The 19,669-nt window shown below is 61.3% G+C and carries 13 protein-coding genes; 2 read left to right on the top strand and 11 right to left on the bottom strand.

What is annotated here, in order from left to right; all coding sequences use genetic code 11:
- Nucleotides 1–63 precede the first annotated feature (63 nt).
- The 3 genes from BLQ10_RS09345 to BLQ10_RS09335 all read right to left on the bottom strand — a co-directional run bounded on the left by BLQ10_RS09345 (nt 64) and on the right by BLQ10_RS09335 (nt 6,801).
- Nucleotides 64–4,809 carry a bifunctional glycosyltransferase/CDP-glycerol:glycerophosphate glycerophosphotransferase gene (locus BLQ10_RS09345; RefSeq protein WP_139164207.1) on the bottom strand — a complete coding sequence of 1,582 codons (4,746 nt, stop codon included), beginning with the start codon at nt 4,807–4,809 and terminating at the stop codon, nt 64–66.
- 136 nt (nt 4,810–4,945) lie between these two features.
- On the bottom strand, nt 4,946–6,412 hold the full coding sequence (locus tag BLQ10_RS09340) for a bifunctional cytidylyltransferase/SDR family oxidoreductase (protein ID WP_091561089.1): 1,467 nt from the start codon (nt 6,410–6,412) through the stop codon (nt 4,946–4,948).
- Between the two features lie 200 nt (nt 6,413–6,612).
- Nucleotides 6,613–6,801 (bottom strand): hypothetical protein, encoded by a 189-nt coding sequence (locus BLQ10_RS09335; RefSeq protein ID WP_139164206.1) that lies wholly within the window; start codon nt 6,799–6,801, stop codon nt 6,613–6,615.
- Between the two features lie 455 nt (nt 6,802–7,256).
- Here BLQ10_RS09335 and BLQ10_RS09330 point away from each other — a divergent pair, with 455 nt between their 5' ends.
- On the top strand, nt 7,257–8,534 hold the full coding sequence (locus BLQ10_RS09330; RefSeq protein WP_175558546.1) for an endonuclease/exonuclease/phosphatase family protein: 1,278 nt from the start codon (nt 7,257–7,259) through the stop codon (nt 8,532–8,534).
- Between the two features lie 120 nt (nt 8,535–8,654).
- Here the strand turns inward: BLQ10_RS09330 and BLQ10_RS09325 are convergent, their stop codons facing one another.
- The 8 genes from BLQ10_RS09325 to BLQ10_RS22005 all read right to left on the bottom strand — a co-directional run bounded on the left by BLQ10_RS09325 (nt 8,655) and on the right by BLQ10_RS22005 (nt 18,826).
- Complete coding sequence (locus BLQ10_RS09325) at nt 8,655–10,058, bottom strand: glycosyltransferase (protein WP_175558545.1); 1,404 nt, start codon at nt 10,056–10,058, stop codon at nt 8,655–8,657.
- Nucleotides 10,059–10,222: 164 nt separating this feature from the next.
- Entirely contained in the window at nt 10,223–11,503 is a 1,281-nt protein-coding gene (gene wecC, locus BLQ10_RS09320) for a UDP-N-acetyl-D-mannosamine dehydrogenase (RefSeq protein WP_254785489.1), read from the bottom strand.
- Nucleotides 11,484–13,172: a glycosyltransferase family protein gene (locus tag BLQ10_RS09315; RefSeq protein ID WP_368086505.1), complete on the bottom strand. Its 1,689-nt coding sequence runs from the start codon at nt 13,170–13,172 to the stop codon at nt 11,484–11,486. Before BLQ10_RS09315 ends, wecC begins: the two co-directional genes overlap by 20 nt.
- A 218-nt stretch (nt 13,173–13,390) precedes the next feature.
- On the bottom strand, nt 13,391–14,272 hold the full coding sequence (locus tag BLQ10_RS09310) for an ABC transporter ATP-binding protein (RefSeq protein WP_254785488.1): 882 nt from the start codon (nt 14,270–14,272) through the stop codon (nt 13,391–13,393).
- Nucleotides 14,265–15,152, bottom strand: a complete 888-nt coding sequence (locus BLQ10_RS09305) for an ABC transporter permease (RefSeq protein WP_254785487.1) — start codon at nt 15,150–15,152, stop codon at nt 14,265–14,267. The genes BLQ10_RS09310 and BLQ10_RS09305 overlap by 8 nt, the downstream gene beginning before the upstream one ends.
- Entirely contained in the window at nt 15,152–16,900 is a 1,749-nt protein-coding gene (locus BLQ10_RS09300) for a glycosyltransferase family 4 protein (protein ID WP_091561074.1), read from the bottom strand. Before BLQ10_RS09300 ends, BLQ10_RS09305 begins: the two co-directional genes overlap by 1 nt.
- Nucleotides 16,897–18,102, bottom strand: a complete 1,206-nt coding sequence (locus BLQ10_RS09295) for a glycosyltransferase family 4 protein (RefSeq protein WP_254785486.1) — start codon at nt 18,100–18,102, stop codon at nt 16,897–16,899. The genes BLQ10_RS09300 and BLQ10_RS09295 overlap by 4 nt, the downstream gene beginning before the upstream one ends.
- Before the next feature lie 61 nt (nt 18,103–18,163).
- On the bottom strand, nt 18,164–18,826 hold the full coding sequence (locus BLQ10_RS22005) for a hypothetical protein (protein WP_175558544.1): 663 nt from the start codon (nt 18,824–18,826) through the stop codon (nt 18,164–18,166).
- Between the two features lie 212 nt (nt 18,827–19,038).
- Between BLQ10_RS22005 and BLQ10_RS09280 the strand changes: the two genes are divergently transcribed.
- The gene (locus BLQ10_RS09280; RefSeq protein WP_091561065.1) at nt 19,039–19,539 is read left to right on the top strand and encodes a DUF3515 family protein; all 501 of its coding nucleotides are present in this window, start codon (nt 19,039–19,041) and stop codon (nt 19,537–19,539) included.
- Nucleotides 19,540–19,669 lie beyond the last annotated feature (130 nt).

Raw genomic sequence — 19,669 nt, 5'->3', positions numbered from 1 at the left:
TGAACCCCGTGAATGTCCCAATCACAGGGTTCATCTACCTTGATATTCCTTAGAGCACGGGAATTATTCAGGCCTCACGGAATCCAGAATGCGGCCAGCCGCAGAACCGTCGTCGTAGGGGGCATAGTTCTCGAGGAAACGCGAGTATTGGGCGGAGAAATCTCCACGCCAGAGCTGGTGTTCCTTGATCCAAGCAGCAAGTTTATTTTCCTCAAAAACCAAGGGTCCGGGAGCAGACTCTTCATAAGGAAAAAGCCAACCTCTTTCGTTCTCGTACAGCGAGTAGTCCGGGACATAGAAGACCATGGGCTTGCCCGTAACCGCATAGTCGAACCGAATTGAAGAATAATCGAAGACGCCAATGTCCGACGCGAGACACAAGTCAGCCGAGTCTGGATACGAGGTGACGTCGATGATGCGTGCGGCGCCGCGGTCCACAGGACCGGCCTTAGCGCTGTATCTGTGGCCCCGCATAAGCAACACGTAGTCAGGTCCCAAATCCTCAGCGATTTTTTGGGCGTCGAACAGGTCCGTGACCACAGTCTCTGTTGTTGCCTTCTGGTCTGATTCCCGCCAAGTCGGTGCGTAAAGCACAACTGTCTTGGAATCGTCGATCCCCAGCAGACGCCGGGTGTCAGCGGCAGTCTGGGCTGCATGGGGCCCCTTGAACACGTCGTTCCGCGGGTAGCCGAGTTCGAGCACCTGCCCCCGGAATCCGTATTCCTCGACATAGAGCTCCGTAGCTTTGGGGCTCTGGCTGACGATGTGGCTCCACTGGTCGTTCTTTACCTCGATCCGTTGGGCGATCCGTTCGGGGCCGGCTCCGAGGCTGAGCCAGCGGGAACGGCCCATTCGCTTAAAGGGATGCCCGTGGAAAGTCTGGACCACGGTTTGGCCAGGGCGCCTAAGCTTCCACCAATCGGCATCATTATTGGAGAAGGTGTAGGTGGCCGTGCTCCGGGCCTCGTACCAAGCCTCTGAACGCTTGACCACTGGTATGCCGCCCTCCGGCAGCGAGACCGAGAAGTCCGAAACTTCCCAATACAGCTTCGCCTGCGGCCACCGGCGTCGTGCCTCTTTGTGCAACTCCACCTGGCTGTCGTTAGCGACCTCGCCGAAATAGCACCGGAAGAAGAAAGCTTCCGGATCCAACGGGAGCACGGGGTCCTCAATGTGGCGCTCGTAGAGCGCCAACTGTCCGCGTTGGCTCTTTTCCTCGGTGGTGAGTGCCGGTTGGAACGTCACGCGGAACGTGCCAGTGTGGCTGGCTCCAAGGTGCACCCCGACACGGCTACAGTCCAGGCGGTTGCCACGTGCCCCAAGTTCCTGCGCGGCACGCGTTACTGAGGAATACGAACTGACGCCGTCTGTCGTAGCAACACGCCGTAGGTAGTAGCGGCCGCTCGGCGGAACTTTGCGCTGGCGGCCCCAGTCGGAGACGGTGAGGTCGAAAGTCAGCTCGTACAATCCCTTTGCCAGTGGCTTCACGGTAAATCCGGTGAATGTGTGGCGGTCACTGGCCAGTTCAAAGGCAGGCAATGCATCCGGAGAGTCAGTCCGGACATCGAAGACGAGAGACGTGGAGCTAGAGTCGAAGCGCACATTGACGACTTCTGTCCACAACGGATCGTCCGTTAGGGTGATGTTTCCCTGGTTGGTGCGGGTTAGCCGTAGGCTCCCGTCCGCGGAGACAATTTCCCGTCCGGCGCCGGACCCGCCCTCCAGGGACCAGCCGATGCGCCGCGTTCGTCCGTCTGCGGTCACAGCGTCCACAGTCCAGTGCCTCAGCCCTGACGGCTCTGTCCACACTCCTTCGGGAACCTCGATGCTGCCGTAGAGCCCATTTTGGGTGTACCTGACCAGTTCTGACTGAACTGAGTGTCCCGCTGCAGTGAGACGGAGGTAGCGGAACTGTAGCATCGAGCCATATTCCTGCAAAGAGATCTGCAGAGTGCGATTTTCGAAGCCGACGTCTGTCGCCCAGATGGCGCTTCGCCGAAGCCGTATCCGCAACCCGTCCGTCTTGGTGAACTCGGGAGTGATCCAGATCTGGTCTCTGTGCTCTCGGGAAATCGGCGTTTGCATGATCCTGAAGTCGTGCCGCCGCTCCATGGCACAGATGCGCTCCGTTTCGGGGCTCTGGAGAATCAACCGGACGTCATAGGTCTGTAAAAACCCCGGCCGGGCCGAAAGTTCCGCGTCATCGATGACGTCATCAAAATCGATGCTGGCCACGAAACACGCTTGAGCGTAACTGTTGTGCGGGTCCTTGGCGAATTGATCCATTCGAGGATTGACGGTTCGTTCAACCTTGGCCGGAAAGACGCGGCCGCCCGGTCCGACAAGTTGCAGGCCGATTCGCAGACTCTCGGGATCCGCCGAGAGACCTTCAATGTACGCGGCGCCCTCAATCAGCAACCTGTTTTCATCTTCAGCCCAGTGAACCGACGTCAGGAGCGAAACAGCCGGAAGCGAGGAATAGGGCCGCACCAGCGTGTCCTCTGAAAGATACGGTGCGATTTCCTCGATGAGGGGGGCGGTATAGACCACTCCTTCAGCTGTTTGTTCCAGCGGCGCAAAAGCGAATGCGGGTGCATTGTGTTCCAAGAAGCGCGCCAGCAGCTCGAACTGCCCGGCGGCAACAAGCTTGAGTACAATCCGGTCGTGCAGTGAGATGCCGAACCAGGATTGCTTATTCACCCCATCGAGCACTTCGCGGCAGTTCTCCTGGGCCAGCTGTCGGAGTGCGGGGAAATCGTGGCTAACAGCCAGGAGTGCATTCTTCAGGAGGACGTGCGTGAGGAAGTGCGATTCAAACTCCTGCAGTCCCTCCGGGTGTCCAGCCAGTTCTTTCGTGGTGGCCCGCCAGCTCGGCAGAATGCCACCCATACGCTCAACGAGGATCTGCTCATCCGCCTGCTTTTCGCGTTGGGTCCAGAGACGCCAGCGGTAGACAACGTCCGGAAGGAGATCGAACGTTCCGGCCTTGTACGCCTCCAGCATGGGCCGGTCGCTTTCGAAGGCGCGGCTGGCGCCGAACCAGAGGGCTTTGGCGTTCCAGAACGATGTGCGGAAGGCTGCCCCCACGACGGTCATGTGGCGAAGTGCAACGGGCGCCGCCGGCAAGGTTTGCCTTGAGAATGCCGAATGCTTTAGCGATTCCTGCCACGGAACCGGCATCAGCTTCTGGCCTTGGAAGACCTGGACTCCAGCGACGGCGAAGTCAGCATTCGAAGTGGTAAGGGAGGCCATCAACCGCGCAAAGCCGCCCTCGGCAACCATGTCGTCGGAGTCCACAAAAGTAAGGAATTCGCCTCTTGCGGAGAGTACACCTCTGTCCCGCGCCGCGCCCGGACCGCGGCGGTCCTGAGTGATGATTCGGATCCGGGGGTCCCGCGTGCGGAAGTCCCGGACAATTTGCGCCGAGATGTCTGTGGACCCATCGTCGACGACGATGACCTCGATATTCCGGTAGCTTTGGCCGGTGACGCTCGCTAGACACTCGCGGACGTATACATCCGCGTTGTGCATTGGCACGACCACGCTTAGGAGACCCGGGACATGTTTCGGGTTCGAAGATGCGGACCTAGGGCGGACGGCCAAGGTCAGCCCCTGCTGTGTCCTGGCGGCAAACTGCAACTCCACACGGTTGTTGCCCAGAAAGGCGCTGCGGCCCGCCAAGGAGTGCCCCACACGGACAACGGAGGCGCTACCCGCAGTTCCGGCGTCGGGCGCACATTCTAGCCGGTAGTTTCCCGGTCCGGGAACCGGGAGGACTATCTCGAAGCCACCATGAGGCGTTGGCTGCACTGACGTCGGCCAGACAGAACTTTTCCCGTCCAGGTGCACGCGCGACGCCGAGGCAGGGTCCCCGGTTTTCACGACCAGAATCAGCGACGTCTCTTCCTGATCGAGTGACGCAGACTCGACCAAGACGAAGGCCTCGCTGTCCAGGAGGCTAAGATTCCCGGCAGCGTTGCTGGCCGCCACCAGTGGCGATCCCGCAGCGGAAACATGACAGCTGGCACTTGAGGCGGTCAACCCCCAGCCCAGGCCCCGTTCGACGGCGGTATCAGTAACAGCGCGGAGCGTCCACTGTGGAAAATCGGTTTCCTGCCCGGGGCCGACCGGCAAGTCAAGGACTGCGCGGCCGATCCCGTCAGGTCCCGTTGTCACCGCTGCCTGCGCCGTCAACTCACCCCTACGGGCGACCACCTTGGTGAACGTCCACGTGGGATCGATTTCACGCAGGTTCAGGCCGATCCTCCTGCCGGAGATATCCACCCCCTCGGCCACCACGGCTGCACGCCTTAGGACTAGCCGGAACCCGTCCTCAGGGGAGAATTCCGGGGTTACAAAAATATCTCCGGGTAGGCGCTCGGACAGAAGCGTGCGCATGAATTGGCCATATGTGCGTCGCTGGATAGGGACCCGGCGCGTGCCACCGGCAACCGTCAGATCTACTGCGACATTCCAGGTGGAGAGGGTTCCGGTCCGAGGAACGTCCGCGAAGACTTCGGCGAGTTCGGGGACGTTGATCTCCGCGGAAAAACCGGCCGCTCCGTAGTAACCCCACGGATCTTTGTCAGTAGTGCCGGAATCCGGGTTATTGGCCCGAGCGACACTGATCGTTCGGCTCTTCCCCGCTTGGTCCGTGAGCACCAGCGTCACCTCCAGAGATCCCGGGTCGGAGGGCAGCCCTGCGATGAAAGCGATACCGCCGACTTCGAGCATGCCGTTTTCAAGCCAGATACATGTCTCCAAGACGGCCACATCGGTCAAGGCTTCTGGACTGAACGGAATCTCCAAGGGGGCCGGCGGGGGTCCTCCGGCCAGTCGTGTGGACTGAAGCGGCGATTCACTCAGGGACTTGACGGGTTCAATGCGTTCCAACAACTATCTCCAAACCGATCTGCACATTCTCATCCGGGGCAAGTAGCCAACGTCAGTGTTCCAGGACCGGCTCCGCCATTTGGAATTCGTCCTGGATGGCTGGACTGTCCATCACGGCAACGTTCAGCGGGTCCATTTTGCGGACGTCGATAACGTGACCAGTCGTATTGGTGATGAGAACGTCCAGCGACCGCCGCGCTACCTCAGTAGAATCCAGCAAATCGGCAGCGGGCTCCGATCCGAATGCGTTGGTGCGCATCGGGGTGGCCGTTCGCTCGGGGTTCACACAGTTAACCCGGATACCCTCGTGGGACCACTCGTCCGCCAGCGCCTGGGTGAGGTTGACCGTTGCCGCCTTCGCGGAGCTGTACAGGCTGTACCCTGCCCGCCCTCGGGTGTAAGAGCTCGAAGTAAAGAGCAGCAGGGCGCCCCGCGTCTTCGCGAGTTCATCGTGAAAAGTCTGGGCGATGAGCATCGGAGCGATGTAGTTGACTTCCGTTGCGAGGTAGATCGTCTCCTCGGACGCGTCCGCCAGGGAACCCATCGGGAGGACGCCGGCGGTGTTGACCACGTAGTCAATGCGGCCGGTATCGGCCAGCACTTCGTCGCGCGCCTTTATGAGATCTGCTCGACGATTCACGTGAGTGTTTGTCAGACCCCGGGAAAACACCTTGACCGCGGCGCCGTATTCGGCCGCCAGCGCCGCAATGTCCGCCCCGATCCCATAGGACCCGCCGAAGACCACCACGGTCTTACCGGACAGTTTTTCGCTGAACTGGAGAGCGGTGTGCTGAAGGCCGTCGTGGTTGCGGGTGAGTTGAAAGAGCTTGTCCGCCAAGTAGACGTCAATGGGCTGGGTGATCTTCATGTTCCGTTCATCCCCCATGACCACCGCGATGGGGACGTCCGGCAGATAACGGAGGACTACGGTGCAGTCATCGGTGGCTTTGAAGTCAGGGTCTTTTCGGGCCACCTCGTATGCTTTCTTGATGGTGGCGAGGTGAAATGCCTGAGGCGTCTGGCCTCGGCGGAGGTAGCCCCGGGGCGGCACTTCACGGATCTTGGCCAGATCTGACGTCTTACCCTGCATCGAATCATCTTCGGAAACGACAATGATCGTGTCTGCGGACGGAATGGCAACGTCCACAGCTTCGTGGTCGTCCAAGGCGGCTATGACATCCGCGATGATGCGGACCGAGACGAGCGGCCGCACGGCGTCATGGAAGATTACGTTGACGTCCTGATCGCCGATTGCGTCCAGAGCCAGCTTCGTGGTCCCGTTCCGTTCTGCTGCGCCTTCCAGGATAGTGGTCACCTTCGTGAAGGAGCACTTTTTCACCATGGCGCGCACGTTGTCCAGATAACCGGGGGTCATCATGACGATGATCTCATCGACCAGGTCGCACTCCTGAGCAACGGCGAGCGTGTGCTCCATGATCGGCCGGCCCGCTATCTTGACCAACTGCTTCGGAATACTCAGTCCGACGCGGCTGCCAACGCCGCCGGCCAGAATGACCATGATATTTCGTTTACGTTCCACAAGTTCCCCCTGGTTTGCGTGTTCTCGCGTGCGTCAGTCTGCCACCACCCAGGCTGGACACGGCTTCCGACACGTAGCAACGCCAATCATCGACTGGGCACCATTTTGCGTATGTTGCGTGAACGGGCACCTGAGGCAGCACAAATGCTGCGCAGGCGCCCGCGCTCCAGCCATTCAGTCTACGGCAGTTGCAGAACGGCATTGACCATGTTGTGGTCCGACGCAATCGTTCCGATGAAGCTAGCGGAGGAATCGATGTTGATGACGGCCTCCCACTTCCCCACCCTCATCTTGGACGTGACGATGTGGTCCAGGTTCTTGGCAGGGAGGCCCAGTGCGCGTGGTCCAGCCGAAGTCCCCGCAGACAACCGAACCAAGCTGCGGGAAATTGCCGCAATAATGCGCTTCGATTCCAATGGTGCGCTTTCTACACATAACTATCGGCAAGAAATGCCCTGCCGTTAGGCCAGGCGAGGGAGCAACCCGGGCTGAAGCAGGCAAATCCGCCACCCAGAGAAAGCAGCACCCTGCGTCTTTTTGCGATGTTCAAGGTCCGTCAAGGATCGGGGAAAAACTCCGGCCTCGATGAACGAGGCCCAAATGACCTATCCGCAACGAGAGCTAAATCACGGGTTAGCTCTGCGCGTTGTACTTAAAGATTAGTGCGTGCCACACTATGGTGTCCCATAGCACCTCCTATCGCTTGATTGCACCTTTTGCTCGCACCCTTGCCGCCCTTCTGGTGCCCAAGGTCTCACCGATAAGGTCTCGCATGCCAAAAAACGGTCGTGGCTCAACATTCCGTGTTCGCCCGCTCCCCATTTTGATCCTCGCAATACTCCTCCTCCTATCCGGTGCCCCCGGAGCATTTGCAGCCACTCCTGCCCCCTCCGGCCTCAAGTCGCCCGCTCAAACAAGCACGTCGGTCTTCATTTCCTGGAACGCTGTCAGCGGCGCGCCGAGATATCGCGTCCAATACTCCACCAAGGCCGACTTTTCGGACTCCACGTACAACCGCTTCACAACCACCTCCACCGAACTCCGGGGACTCAAAAGCAACACCAGCTATTACCTTCGGGTAAGAGTCATCTCCGCAGACGGAACAACTAACCTGAGCCCGTATTCCGCTGCCATAACAACCAAGACGAAGACCGCCCCAGTTATTGCGGCGGTCGTAAACCCGCTATCGGTTGCAAGCTACAACGTGAAGTGCGCCAACTGCTTCGCAGGAGCCGCCAATGAACTGACCTGGGCCGGACGCAGGTCGGCAGTGGTGGCGAACATTAAGGCCCAGATGCCGGACGTCATCGGCATCCAGGAAGCCTCTCAGGGATGGCTCAAGGATGACCAACGCCCGGGCGGAGTCTCCCAGTTTGAAGACCTTCAAGAACGACTCCAGGCGGCCGGAGCGAACTACCGACTGACGAATTCAAAGCGCAACAACTGTGTGAAGGACACCACGCCCAATCTCTGCGTTTACGCCGATAAGGGCGCCTCGCAAGGGACGAAGCTTTTCTATAACGCAACCAAAGTGTCCTTGGTCAGCCAGGGCTCCCTCGCTTTGCCCCCTGACCGCTCGCACTACTTGGCCTGGGGCATATTCATCCAAAAGTCGACAAACAAGAAATTCTTCGTTGGTGACACACATTTGACACCCGGGGCCACGGCCGACGTACACACCAAGCAGACGCAGGCCATCACGGCAGAAATCAAGAAGCGCAACCCTCAGAATCTCCCGGTCCTGTTGACAGGAGACCTGAACTCCCATAAATGGACGACGCCGAGGAACGCGCCCTACGACGTTCTGATCGCTGCCGGCTACAAAGACCCGCTGGGGAACACCTATGCATCGGACCTCCCGAGCGGAGCTGCGACAGCTGAGAAGACGGTGGGTGCGAACTACGACAGCTTCAACGCGTTCAAACGCCTCGCCAACGCCCGTAACGCCTGGGGTAACGGGACCTACTTGGATTACATCTTCACTTCCAAGATGCGCGTCGTTGAGTGGCGCACCGTTGTGAATGTCGACTCGAAAGGGAACTTCATAGGTACCATCCCTTCCGATCACAATATGGTAAAGGCAACGGTTCAGCTCCCCTAGGAGCGGAGCCAGTCAAATAACGCTCAAGGGACTCGTGGTTCAGTTCGGCTGGAATCAACGCCGACAGAACCACGAGTCCCTTGGGCTCTCCCCGGGCAGTGCTGAAATCTCCGCTACGTGCTACTGATGCTTCTGGCCCTGGAGTATCCCACGCAATTTGCGATCCAAGGCGGCATGCATCTCTGCACTCCACCGGTCCACGACGGCAGCGTCGTTGAAGGTGGTGGCCTTGGCAACAGCCTGAAGCCGCATTTTTTCGATGGCAGATGGCTCCATCGTCCGCAGCTCCACGATGGCTTCGGCCATGGACGACACCTCTCCTGCTTTGACCAGAAACCCATCCACGCCGTCATCGATGATGTCAGCAGGGCCGTACGGGACGTCGTACGCGATGGGAATGCAGCCAACACTCATTGCCTCGATCAGAACCAGACCTTGACCCTCCAGCTTGCTGGTGAGCATTGTGAACGAAGCCGACTCAAATTTCTCTCGTGCCGACGGGGAATATCCGGCCAATTCCACCGATTCACCAAGGCCCTGGGCAGTGATGAGCTTCTGCAGGGAAGCCTTCTCAGGACCTTGCCCATAAATGCTGAGCTTGAGTTCCAAATCTCCTGATGTCCGTGCCCGCCCGATGGCAGAAACGGAATGATCAAGACGCTTCCGATTTGTCAGGCTGCTAAGGACTACCCCCAATTGCGGGTCGTGGCCAAGCTCCGGCTTGGAAATCCCCGGCAGGGACCTGCTATTAGGGATCACGCACGCATTCGGCGGATTACCGAAGACCAGATCGACGTCCCTTTTCTGGCTCTCGGTCAAGAAGACCACGGCGTCGAAGGAATTCAACCGCTCGAACACGTAACGCCGGGTTTGGCTCAACTCCCCATGCGGTGGAACGGCACCGCTCGCCATGTGCGAGTTGTGCACCAAATGCATGGTGACCACGTTATCCCGCCGGTATCGGGTCATGAAGTTGGCGGTCGACTTGCTGTCGACAATCATATAGGACTCACGATCAGCGACGACGCAGTCGAGCCAGAAAAGGTAAAGGGGCCAAATCTGGTTCCAGGAGGCTACCGGATAACCGTCCAAACCGCACAGGGTTACCAGTCGGCCACCCACTGTACCTTTGGTATCAAGATCTCGACGATCAGCGACCATGAGTGAGCCATCCGAGCGGAAATAGTCCACCTGCAAGACGGTCTTCTGATCGGAGGCATAACGAACCCGCCGACGAAGGATTTCTCCGCTGACTTCATCCGTCGATTCCTCTGCCTCACCGATGGCCGAGAACTCGCCTACGACGTTTTTGCCCGGTCGAGACGAGTCCAGCTGTGTTTTCGTGAGCTGGCCCAGTTCGTCCCACAAGTTCCTGAGGTGAAGTCCCTCGATCAACTCGCCCGTGGCTTCCAGCTCGCAACGGATCTCACTGTAGTCTTCCGCCCATTCGAAAGTCAGCACATCCACGGAAACACCAGCCTCATGGATAAAGGACCTGGAGCGGTGAAGCAGGGCATTCGTCATGCCTCCGTAATTCGCCGGTATCCCCCAAGTTATGGCGCAGTGGTAACCAAGAGGGAAGTTATGCGGCCGGTCTTCACGCACATCGTGTTTATTCAATGGTGTTCTCCGAGAACTTAGGTACATCTGTTGTGGCTACGGTGAGAGCAGGCTGTTCGCCTGTTCCGTCAGCGCCAGAAACCACGGGTATCGATGAGCCGCTTGCCTTCGAGGCTGGCGGGATCGATCTCGCGGAATTTGTCGTGATCGACCAGAAGCACCACCACCTGGGCGGTCTCGATAGCCTTGTCCGTCTCCACGTGACGGATGTTGGGAAGCACGGCCAGCACCTGCGGCAGATGATCTTTGTGCGGTGCCGCGACGAGAATCTCGGCATCGGGATGCTGCTCAGCCACTCGTCGGACGATCTCCACGGCCGGGGACTCCCGGACGTCGTCGATATTTGCCTTGAAGGCCAGGCCCAGGCAGGCAATCGTCGGACTGCTGATCTCGCTGACGGCCTTTCGGACCTGTTCCACTATGTAGCCAGGCTTGCCGTCATTGACTTCCCGCGCGGTTCGGATCAGGGTCGCATTCCCGGGATCGGCTGCCACGATGAACCAGGGGTCCACGGCGATGCAGTGGCCGCCGACTCCGGGGCCCGGCTGAAGGATGTTGACGCGGGGATGATGATTGGCCAGGCGGATGAGTTCCCACACATCGATATCCAGGTTGTCGCTGATGACGGACAGCTCGTTGGCAAAGGCGATGTTGACATCGCGGTAGGCGTTCTCGACAAGCTTGGACATCTCTGCCGTGGCGGCGTCCGTAAGGTGGATTTCGCCTTGGCAGAACACTGCGTACAGCGCAGCGGCAGCTTCTGCAGCCTCAGGCGTAAGACCGCCCACTACCCGGTCGTTGGTAACGAGCTCGATCATGATCCTGCCCGGCAGCACCCTTTCGGGGCAGTGTGCCACCAGCAGCACCGGTTTGCCGTCGCGGCCGTCAAGGCTGAGGTCCGGGCGCAGCCCAAGGATCAGCTCGGCGAGCCGGCGCGTGCTGCCAGGAGGCGACGTCGACTCGAGAATCACCAGTTCCCCGCCACTCAGTTTCGGGGCGATAGCACGGGCAGCAGCGGCAATGTAGGACATGTCGGCGGACTTGTCTGCCTTGAACGGGGTCGGCACCGCCACAATGTAGGCATCCGCGGCGGGGGTTTCGAGCTGAGCCCGGAGCCGGCCCTGACTGACGGCGCCGGCGACGTGGACCCCCAGGTCAGGTTCCACAAAAGGCACGTCGCCGTTGTTGATGGCTTTCACGGTGCCCGGATTTACGTCGACGCCGATCACGTCGAGTCCGTTGGTGGCCAGGATGGCGGCCGTGGGCAGCCCTATGTAGCCCAGCCCGACGACGGCGACCGTCCTGATGGGAGCCTCAGTTTCGGCAGCCTTAGATGTCAACATGTTCATTTAACTTTCCATAGAATTTCAGGTCACCTGACGCGAGAAGCTCTGCGTCCTCCACCTGCCAGGTGTGTCCCTCACCGGTACGGACCTGGAAGTAGTTGAAGCGGTCCGCCGAGTAAATGATCCTGCCTGCGGCGTGGGCGGCACGAAGAAATCCGGAGTCCTCGCCGACGGTGACATGCTGGAACGGGTGGTCGGTGAAGACTTCCCTGTGGGCCATGATGGTTGGCCCCATGACGAAGTCGGTGAACCGGTGTTCTAGGGCCGCAAACCGCAGGATAGCCGCGTTCGACGTTTCAAGATGCATGTAGTGCGCCCGTTTACCCACGACGTCGGCGCCTGAGTAGGACATGGCGTGAAGCTGGTCACTGAGATAGTGCGGGCCGTAGTGATCGTCGTCGTCCATCTTCGTTAGGACCTGCCCGCTGGCCGCGGCGACGCAGCGGTTCAGGCACTCCCCCAGCGACACTTCCCGCGATGCCTCGAGGACCACGACGTTCCGCAGCCCGGAGGCCGCGCACAACTCGGCCACGCGTTCGGCGGACAGCTGAAAGCCGTGGGTGAGCAGCACCAGTTCCGGCTCCACGCCGCGCTGTCCGGCCAGGGTCTGGAAGACACGTTCCAGGTTCTGGGGCCGGATGGTTGGCAACAGTATGGACAACGACGGCTGCAGGGCGCCAGCAGCAATTCCCGGCACGGCGTGCTGGAGCACCGTGGCCGCCCGGTGGGCATAGGTGTGGTGCGACCAAATCGTCCGTTGGGCCAAGTGCACCGTACGGTCATTGAACTCCGGATTCGAAACCAGCGCCCGGGTAAGGTGCTCCGCTTCCGTGCGGGTGGCGGCCACAGGTACGGCCGCGGGGGTGAAGAACTGTCCCATGGCCTGGCTGGGAGCTGTGATGACAGGTGTGCCGGACGCCGAGATCTCAAAAATGCGCCTGGCGCACATGCTCGGAGAGTCAACAACGGAATTAACGTTGAGGAAAACCTTGTATGCCTTGTAGGCCGATAGCATCTGGGGATAACTCAACGATCCGACCACCCGCGTGTCCATCGGTGCGGGGAACTGATACTCGGCATTGCCGCCCAGCTGGCGCGAGAATATTTCCAGGCCCGTGCCCATCCGGGCGGAGGCGTCCAGCGCACCGCCCAGGAGGAAGTCCATCTGGGCACGGCGTTCCGGAAACTTGTGGGCAAAATACATTCCCGCAAAGGCAACGTCTCTCTTGTGCCGGCCGTGCCCCGGTCGCACCGGGTTGTTGATCGCAGGCTGAGCCGCAAACGGAAGCACCGCTACGCGTTCGTGCCCGAGATCCACGGTGTACTGCGCAATGCGGCCGGAATCAGAGGTGAAGACGTGGTCAAACAGCCGGGCCGCGGGAAGGAAATCCTCGTAATGCGGAGGGTCTTCCTTGTTCCAGAAAACCGTGGGGATCCCTTGCTCCCGGCACCACTGGACCATCTCCCGGAACTCGTCGCTTGGACCGTCGGGGCCGGTCAGCTTACCGCGCCACTGTCCACCGTTTCCCGCCCAAGCCGATTCGACAAACAGGAGATCAACGTCGCTGTCTGCCAGGTCACTGCGCCAGGTGCGCAGGGGGACGGGGATAGTGGTCCACTCATAGCCGAAGGCCAGCGCGGAAAAGTCGTCCAGGATCACTGCGGCACGCACGTCCGGCCGGTTTGGCGGCTGTTGCGGTAGGGTGGCCGGCGCGAGCGACAGCCGTCGTTTGCGCCCACGTCCAGTCCAGGCAGCTTCCACGCCCTGCACGTTGCGCGGCGCGGCAAAGCCCTGGTCTATCCGCTGACGGGACCGCCATGACTTGTACTGCGCCGGACCGCCCCTCCGCAGATGCCACAGTCCTGTACGGATCTCCCTGAGCCCCGCCATCAGCCCCGGCTCCGGCGTGAGGACCGCCCGCGGACCTCGGTGGCGACAAGGTTCGCTTTTGCGTCGTCGAGAATCTGGGCGGCTGAAACATTGTTGCCCTTGGACAGGTGGCGGGTGAAGTCCTGATAGGCCTTGATGGCTACCTCCGGCTCACCGTCCATGATGAGGTCACCCTTGTCCAGCCAGATCACTCGCGTGCACATGTCCTTGATGGTGTCCAGGCTGTGGCTGACCAGGAAGACACAGCCCGCCTGCTCGCGGAGCTCGTCCATCCGCAGCTTGCTGCGATCCCCAAACTGGGCATCGCCGGTGTTGAGCGCCTCATCCACCAGGAGAATCTCAGGGTCGACGCTCGCCGCGATGGCAAACCGGAGGCGGGAGGCCATGCCTGAAGAGTAGGACTTCATCGGCAGGTGAATGGACTTCTCAAGTCCGGACAATTCCACGATGCTGTTGAACTTTTCGTCAACCTCGGCCCGGCTCATGCCCATGGCGAGGCATCCGAGGATGACATTCTGATCGCCGGACAAGTCCTGGACGAGGGCCGCGTTGACGCCGAGCATGATCGGTGTACTGGAGGCATACACCGCACCCGACGTCGGCTTGGATTGTCCGCTGATGATCTTCATGAGCGTGCTTTTTCCAGAGCCGTTCCGCCCGATGATCCCCACCGACTCACCACGCTCAACCACAAGGGAGAGTTCGTTCAGGGCCTGCACTGTCACCATGTTGGGCTTGCTGACAGCACGACGCAGGAAACGGGACTTGGTCTCCTCAGCATTCGCCTCAGAAGCCGCGCTCGAGGCCACGCGGTAGCGCATCCGCACCCTATCCACGACAACGCACGGATGTCCCTCGAGGAATATTTCCTGTTCACCCACGTCCATAGGATTCCTCACCTTTCCAGAAATACACCATGCCAACAGCTAGGGCCCCGAAGGCCCAGACGACAAGAATGGCCCACGACTGCCATTGGGGAACCCGGGCATAGAGAACGCAGTCCCGGACTATGTCAATGACGTTGAACAAGGGATTGAGCTTGATGGCGGCCAGCATTTGGGGATGGGTGACGAAGCGGTCATAAGTGTAGAAGATGGCCGAGACGTACATCCAGGCCCGGATCGCGAAGGGAAGCAGGTGCGTGACGTCGTGAACTCGGGAGATAATCCGAGCAAGGATGAGGCCGACACCAAGGTTAAACAGTGACTGCAGAAGTATGGCCGGTACAACCAACACCCAGAGCCACGTGATCTCCTCTGCCGGTGGCAGCACCACCACGATCAGCAGCATGGCCAGTACCAGAGGAACGGCCGACAACAGTTCCCGGACGTTGGCCCCGATGGGGAGCGCGGCGCGCGGGAAGTTGAACGCCTGCACAATGGACTTGTTGTTTCGGATGGAGCGTGCGCCGGAGGTGATGGCACCGGAGCTGAACTGGAATATGAAGATTCCCACCACCAGGTACCCCACGAAGTTCTCGACACCCTTGCTGGTCTTCAGCAGCAGTCCGAAAATCAGGAAGTAAGTCAGCCCGTTGAAGATGGGGTTCAGGAGCAGCCATGCGCTGCCCAGACGATCGCGCCGCGTGCCACTTTGAACGCGGGCACGGGCATCATAAAAAATGAACTGCCGGAAATCCCAGAGCTGGACTAGATAGTCCAGGAAGTTTGGCCGCGAACCGACACGTGTCAGCCGCCGCATGTCCACGGAGAGGGGCTGCACAGCCACCGGCTCCGGATCTATTGCACTATCTGCGGACACTACTGGATCTCCTCATGTTCATGGTGCAGCCCAGCGTAACGCGCGGCCAAGGCCTTGGCGTTGGCAGCCCAGGTCCTCTCGGCCAGGACTGCGGCTCGGCCTGCGTCGCCCATCGATGCCCGCCGGCTCGCATCGAGGAGCAGCGCCGAAATCGCGTGTGCAAGTTGGCCCGGTGACGCGGCGGGGACCAAAAGCCCGTTCCCGCCGTCGTCTATTATCTCCCGAAGTGCGGGCAAGTCGCTTCCAACCACCGGCCGCGCACTCGCCAGTGCCTCGATTGGCTTGAGGGGAGTCACCGCACGGGTCACGTCCAGGTCCTTGCGTGGCACCACGAACACGTCCAGGGCCTGGTGATACAGCGGGGTCTGGTCCCGGGGTACCCTGCCCGTGAAAATTGCCCTGTCAGCGAGGCCGAGTCCCCGGACTTGCTTCTGCAGTGCGGGGCCGGCCACACCGTCACCAACAATCAGCAAGCGCAACTGCGGAAACTCCGGCGCCAGGACCGCGAAAGAGCGGACAAGGTCGTCCAGGCCTTCATACGCGACAAGGCTGCTGACGGTGCCGATGTAGAGTCCGTCCTCGGGCAGGCCGAGTTCGCGGCGCGCGTCGGCGGCGTCCCGGGGCTGTTGGAGGAAGGCTCCGCCGACGGCGTTGGGAGCGATGATGATCTTCTCGCCGGGGATGCCAGCGGCAACTATGTTGGCCTTCATGGCCTGCCCCAGCGTCACTACCAAGTCGGCGTCCCGCATGACTTCAGTTTCCCGAGCTTGGAAAAGCGTGTACTTCTCGCTGTCCAGTGCCTCAGGTCCCCGGGTGGCGGCCCAGGTGTCCGCCAACTGGCCGCGGACCTCGTACACCCAGGGAATGCCCAGGGCCTCGGCCACGGCCCTGGCCACCAGTCCATTGACGAAGTGAGTGGTGGTGTGGAGCACACTCGGCCTGAATTTCAAGGCCACTTGCAGTAATTCCTCGGCCTGTTGCTGAAGACGTGCGTCCATGGTCTGTGCCAGCCGTGACGGGAGCAGACGCCTGTAACGGACGCCATCCACCACGTCGCTGGCCCGCGCCAGGAATTTGCCCACCTGGACGGGGTACCCAAGCCGCGTGACGGCCAGGACATCCCAGCCCGATTCCTTCTGGGCCACCATGATGGAGTGGGACCTCTGGGCGTAGCCGCTGGCGGTGTGGGGCAGAGAATTTGTGAGCAAATGCAGGACCCTGCCGGGGACCGGCGTGAACTCTTGGCGCTGCAGCCAGGGGGCCGCGCCTGCGTATACTGCGGCCTCGCCGGCGAGCCGTGCCTGCTGCCGCCGTCCTGCCGCGCCGGATCCGTCCAGGGCGGTGACGGCTCCACTGAGGTTGCCCTCATGCCACAGCCTGCGGGCCTGTACAGAATTGAGGCCGGGAGCGTTCCCGGCCTTGGCCAAAAGTGTGTCTGCAATCTCCGTCAGGCCCGCGGCCAGGGCAATGTCGGCCAAACGCCGGACCTGCTCCCCCGTGGCGCCCCCACACAGGGCAAGCTCGAGGCGGCGCTTGACGTCGGCGTCGTCTCCGTTGCTCATCGAAGCGAGCAACACTGGAACGGCCACCGAGTCCTTCGGAAAGACAGCGGACACAACCCGGCCCAACGGGCGAACGACGGCGGGCAGGCGGCGCGCCGCCTGCAGGTACAGAAGGAACGGATCATCAACGAGGTGCTGGGAGATGACGCTCGCGGCAAGCCGCGCATTCTTGAAGAGCTGGATCATCTGCCGCTATCGGTTCCCGCAAGGAGCTCAGAGATGAGGTCCATGTAGCGGTCGGCGAGGTGTCCGTATTCCGCGTTGGTCTTGACCCACTGGCGGCTGTCACCGTTGCGCACAAGCCGGCTTCGATCAGCTGCGAGCTGGCGCCAGAGATCGGCCACGGCCTCCGGAGAGCTGGGAACAATGTCCCCGGCTTCCGCGTCCATGACAATCCGGGCCGCTTCGCCGCGCACCATTGCTGTTACGTGCCGTCCGATGGCCAAGACCTCGTAGGTCTTTGACGGCACGGTGGTTTCGAAGGATTTCCAGTCATCGCGGAGGGATACCACACAGGTATCTGCAGATGCATAGCGTTCCAGCATGGCGTCGCCTGTCAGGGGTGGATGAAACGTAACCGGGGCCTTCAGCTCCCGCGCCAGTTTCTCCAGCGCCGGCCGCTGGGTGCCGTGGCCGACCATGTGCAGGTGCATGGAGTCCCCCACCAGGGCACTTGCCCTGATGGCAACGTCCAGCCGCTGGCTCTCGCCATGGTTTCCCAGATACAGGGCTTCGAATGTGTCCCGCTCGTATTCCGGCGGACCCACCACGGGGATGGAGTCCAAGTGGACGCCATTACTGACCGTCGCCACGTTTCGGACGCCGCGCGCCCGCAGCGTAGCGGCGAATCCCTCCGTCACGGTGACCACGAGGTCGGCGCGGTGCTGGACGAAATCCACCACGTGCTCAACCAAACTTTTCACGCTGCCCTGGACCAACCGCGCATCACGCGCCAGGTCCGGCCATGCATCCCGCATTTCCACGATCAGAGGCACGCCGCGGGCCTTGGCCAGGATGTATCCGGCAGCGAGCGAAGGCAGCCCGGGCGCCGTAACGATGACGACGTCCGGTTTCCGGACCATGAATCCGGCGGGAATGGAAAGCGCAGCCGAATAGCACTGGTCCAGCAGGCGTGCCGCCCGGGAGTTGCCGTGGCGGAGGTACGGAACCCGAAGTACTTTCTCGGTAAATTGCCCTTTCTGCAGCCTGAACGGCCTCCCCGCCATCTTGCGAGGAAGGGCCCGACGGCCGAAGGGATAGTGCGCTACCGGCGTCACGACGTCGACGTCCCAGCCGGATCGGGAAAATTCCTTGATCATGGCGGTCCAGCGTCGCTGGGGCGGGCTCTGCTCGGGCCAGTAGGAGTGGGTCAGCAAGGTGATGCGCAAGCCATCGGCCGGCGTCTTCTGTGGTGTACGTTCAAAAAATTTAGGGCACATGTCTAGAGAGTTACTTTCCCGCCTTGGCGGAACCGAATAGGCTCCTCCCGGCGAGGAAACGGAAGTAGGCCAAACCTGCACCGAGCAGGATCAGGACTGTGACCAGCTGAACCCCAAGCGGGCTGCCTGTAGCTACTGCCACTGCCGCCTGGACCTCGGGCTTCACCATCACGGGCGGCTCGCTAGGGGTGGCGATCACCGCAGGGGCCATAGAGGGGGCCGTCGTCGGTGTCGGGGTCGGGGTGGCCGAAGGGGTCGGCGTTGCCGACGGGGCTTCTTGCACGGGCGCCGGAGCCACGGGTGCAACGACGGGCGGCGTTTCGATCGCGGGCGCGGGCGTCACGACGGACGGAGCCGGCCGCACTACGGGCGGGACGGCTGGCGCGGGGACGACGGGCGCCGGATTCACAGGCACCGGGACCGGGGGCGCGGGGACAACAGGCGCCGGATCCACAGGTGTCGGGTCGACGGGTCCAGGGTCGACGGGTGCCGGGTCAACGGGCGGGCTCGATTCGCTGGGAGCGGGAGCGGGCGAAATTGCACTTTCCATGGGGCTAGGAATCACCAAGTCATCCGCGTTGGCGGCTGTCGCCGTGCCGATAACCGAGGCAGCCAGGAGCAGTGCTCCCAGCCCGACGCGTGCGGACTTCAGTTTTTGGCTGCGCGACATCATCGACAGGCCCTCCCCCAGGTACGAGATCTAATCAAGTGTGTGCGGTCGTGGCCATCACTAACGTCATTGTCGGCAAAACCCCAGCTGTGCACGGTCCCCCCAGTCTACTTGACGGCAGGAGACACTCTGTTCACCGCAGTGCCACCGGGCCATGATATAGGGCAGGCAGAGCCGGGACTATGACGCCACGCGGGCCAGGATAAGCTGGATGAATGCTCCAATTCAGGCGGTTCGTTTCGGCGCGCCCTTCCCTCGCTGTTGCGGCCATCGCAGCCGGCCTTGCCTTGACGTCCTGCTCCCCGGCGGTCGACGTCACACCAGCCAAGGATGCTGCGAACGCGGCCTGCGCGCCCATGATGCTGGCGCTTCCGGATGCAATCGGCGACGCCAAGCTGCGCAAGACAAATGCCCAGGCCACCGCGGCCTGGGGCGATCCATCCGTGGTGATCCTTCGCTGTGGAGTCAACGTCCCGGGTCCCACCACGGATCGCTGCGTAAGCGTCAACGGCGTCGACTGGGTGATCAAGGAAGGCAACCCCGTGTGGACGTTGACCACGTTCGGCCGCGAACCGGCGACGGAGATACTGATGGATCCGGACAAGATCAGTTCGGCTACCGTGCTGGCCGACCTCTCCGCCCCGGCGCTGAAGATCAAGGCCACCCGGAACTGCGTGGGCCAGGAAGACCTGCAGAACCTGCCGACCAGCAAGTAGGCCCGGCGCAGGCCTGATCGACGCGCCTGGCCCGTCCTGGCAGGGCCTAGCGCAGTCCGGTCTTGCGGTGCAGTGCGAGTTGGATCAGTTCGGTATCGGGTCGTCCGTGATTGCAGACATCGATTGAGCA

Origin of the sequence: Arthrobacter sp. ok362 (assembly GCF_900102785.1) — a bacterium.
Taxonomy (GTDB): Bacteria; Actinomycetota; Actinomycetes; order Actinomycetales; family Micrococcaceae; genus Arthrobacter.
This window is presented reverse-complemented; position numbering and strand designations above follow the sequence as displayed.

Coding starts and splice junctions, on each gene's coding strand:
- BLQ10_RS09340 (WP_091561089.1), bottom strand. CDS start 6,412: ATGGTCATTCTGGCCGGCGGCGTTGGCAGCCGCGTCGGACTGAGTATT.
- BLQ10_RS09325 (WP_175558545.1), bottom strand. CDS start 10,058: ATGACGAATGCCCTGCTTCACCGCTCCAGGTCCTTTATCCATGAGGCT.
- wecC (WP_254785489.1), bottom strand. CDS start 11,503: ATGAACATGTTGACATCTAAGGCTGCCGAAACTGAGGCTCCCATCAGG.
- BLQ10_RS09300 (WP_091561074.1), bottom strand. CDS start 16,900: ATGATCCAGCTCTTCAAGAATGCGCGGCTTGCCGCGAGCGTCATCTCC.
- BLQ10_RS22005 (WP_175558544.1), bottom strand. CDS start 18,826: ATGATGTCGCGCAGCCAAAAACTGAAGTCCGCACGCGTCGGGCTGGGA.
- BLQ10_RS09280 (WP_091561065.1), top strand. CDS start 19,039: ATGCTCCAATTCAGGCGGTTCGTTTCGGCGCGCCCTTCCCTCGCTGTT.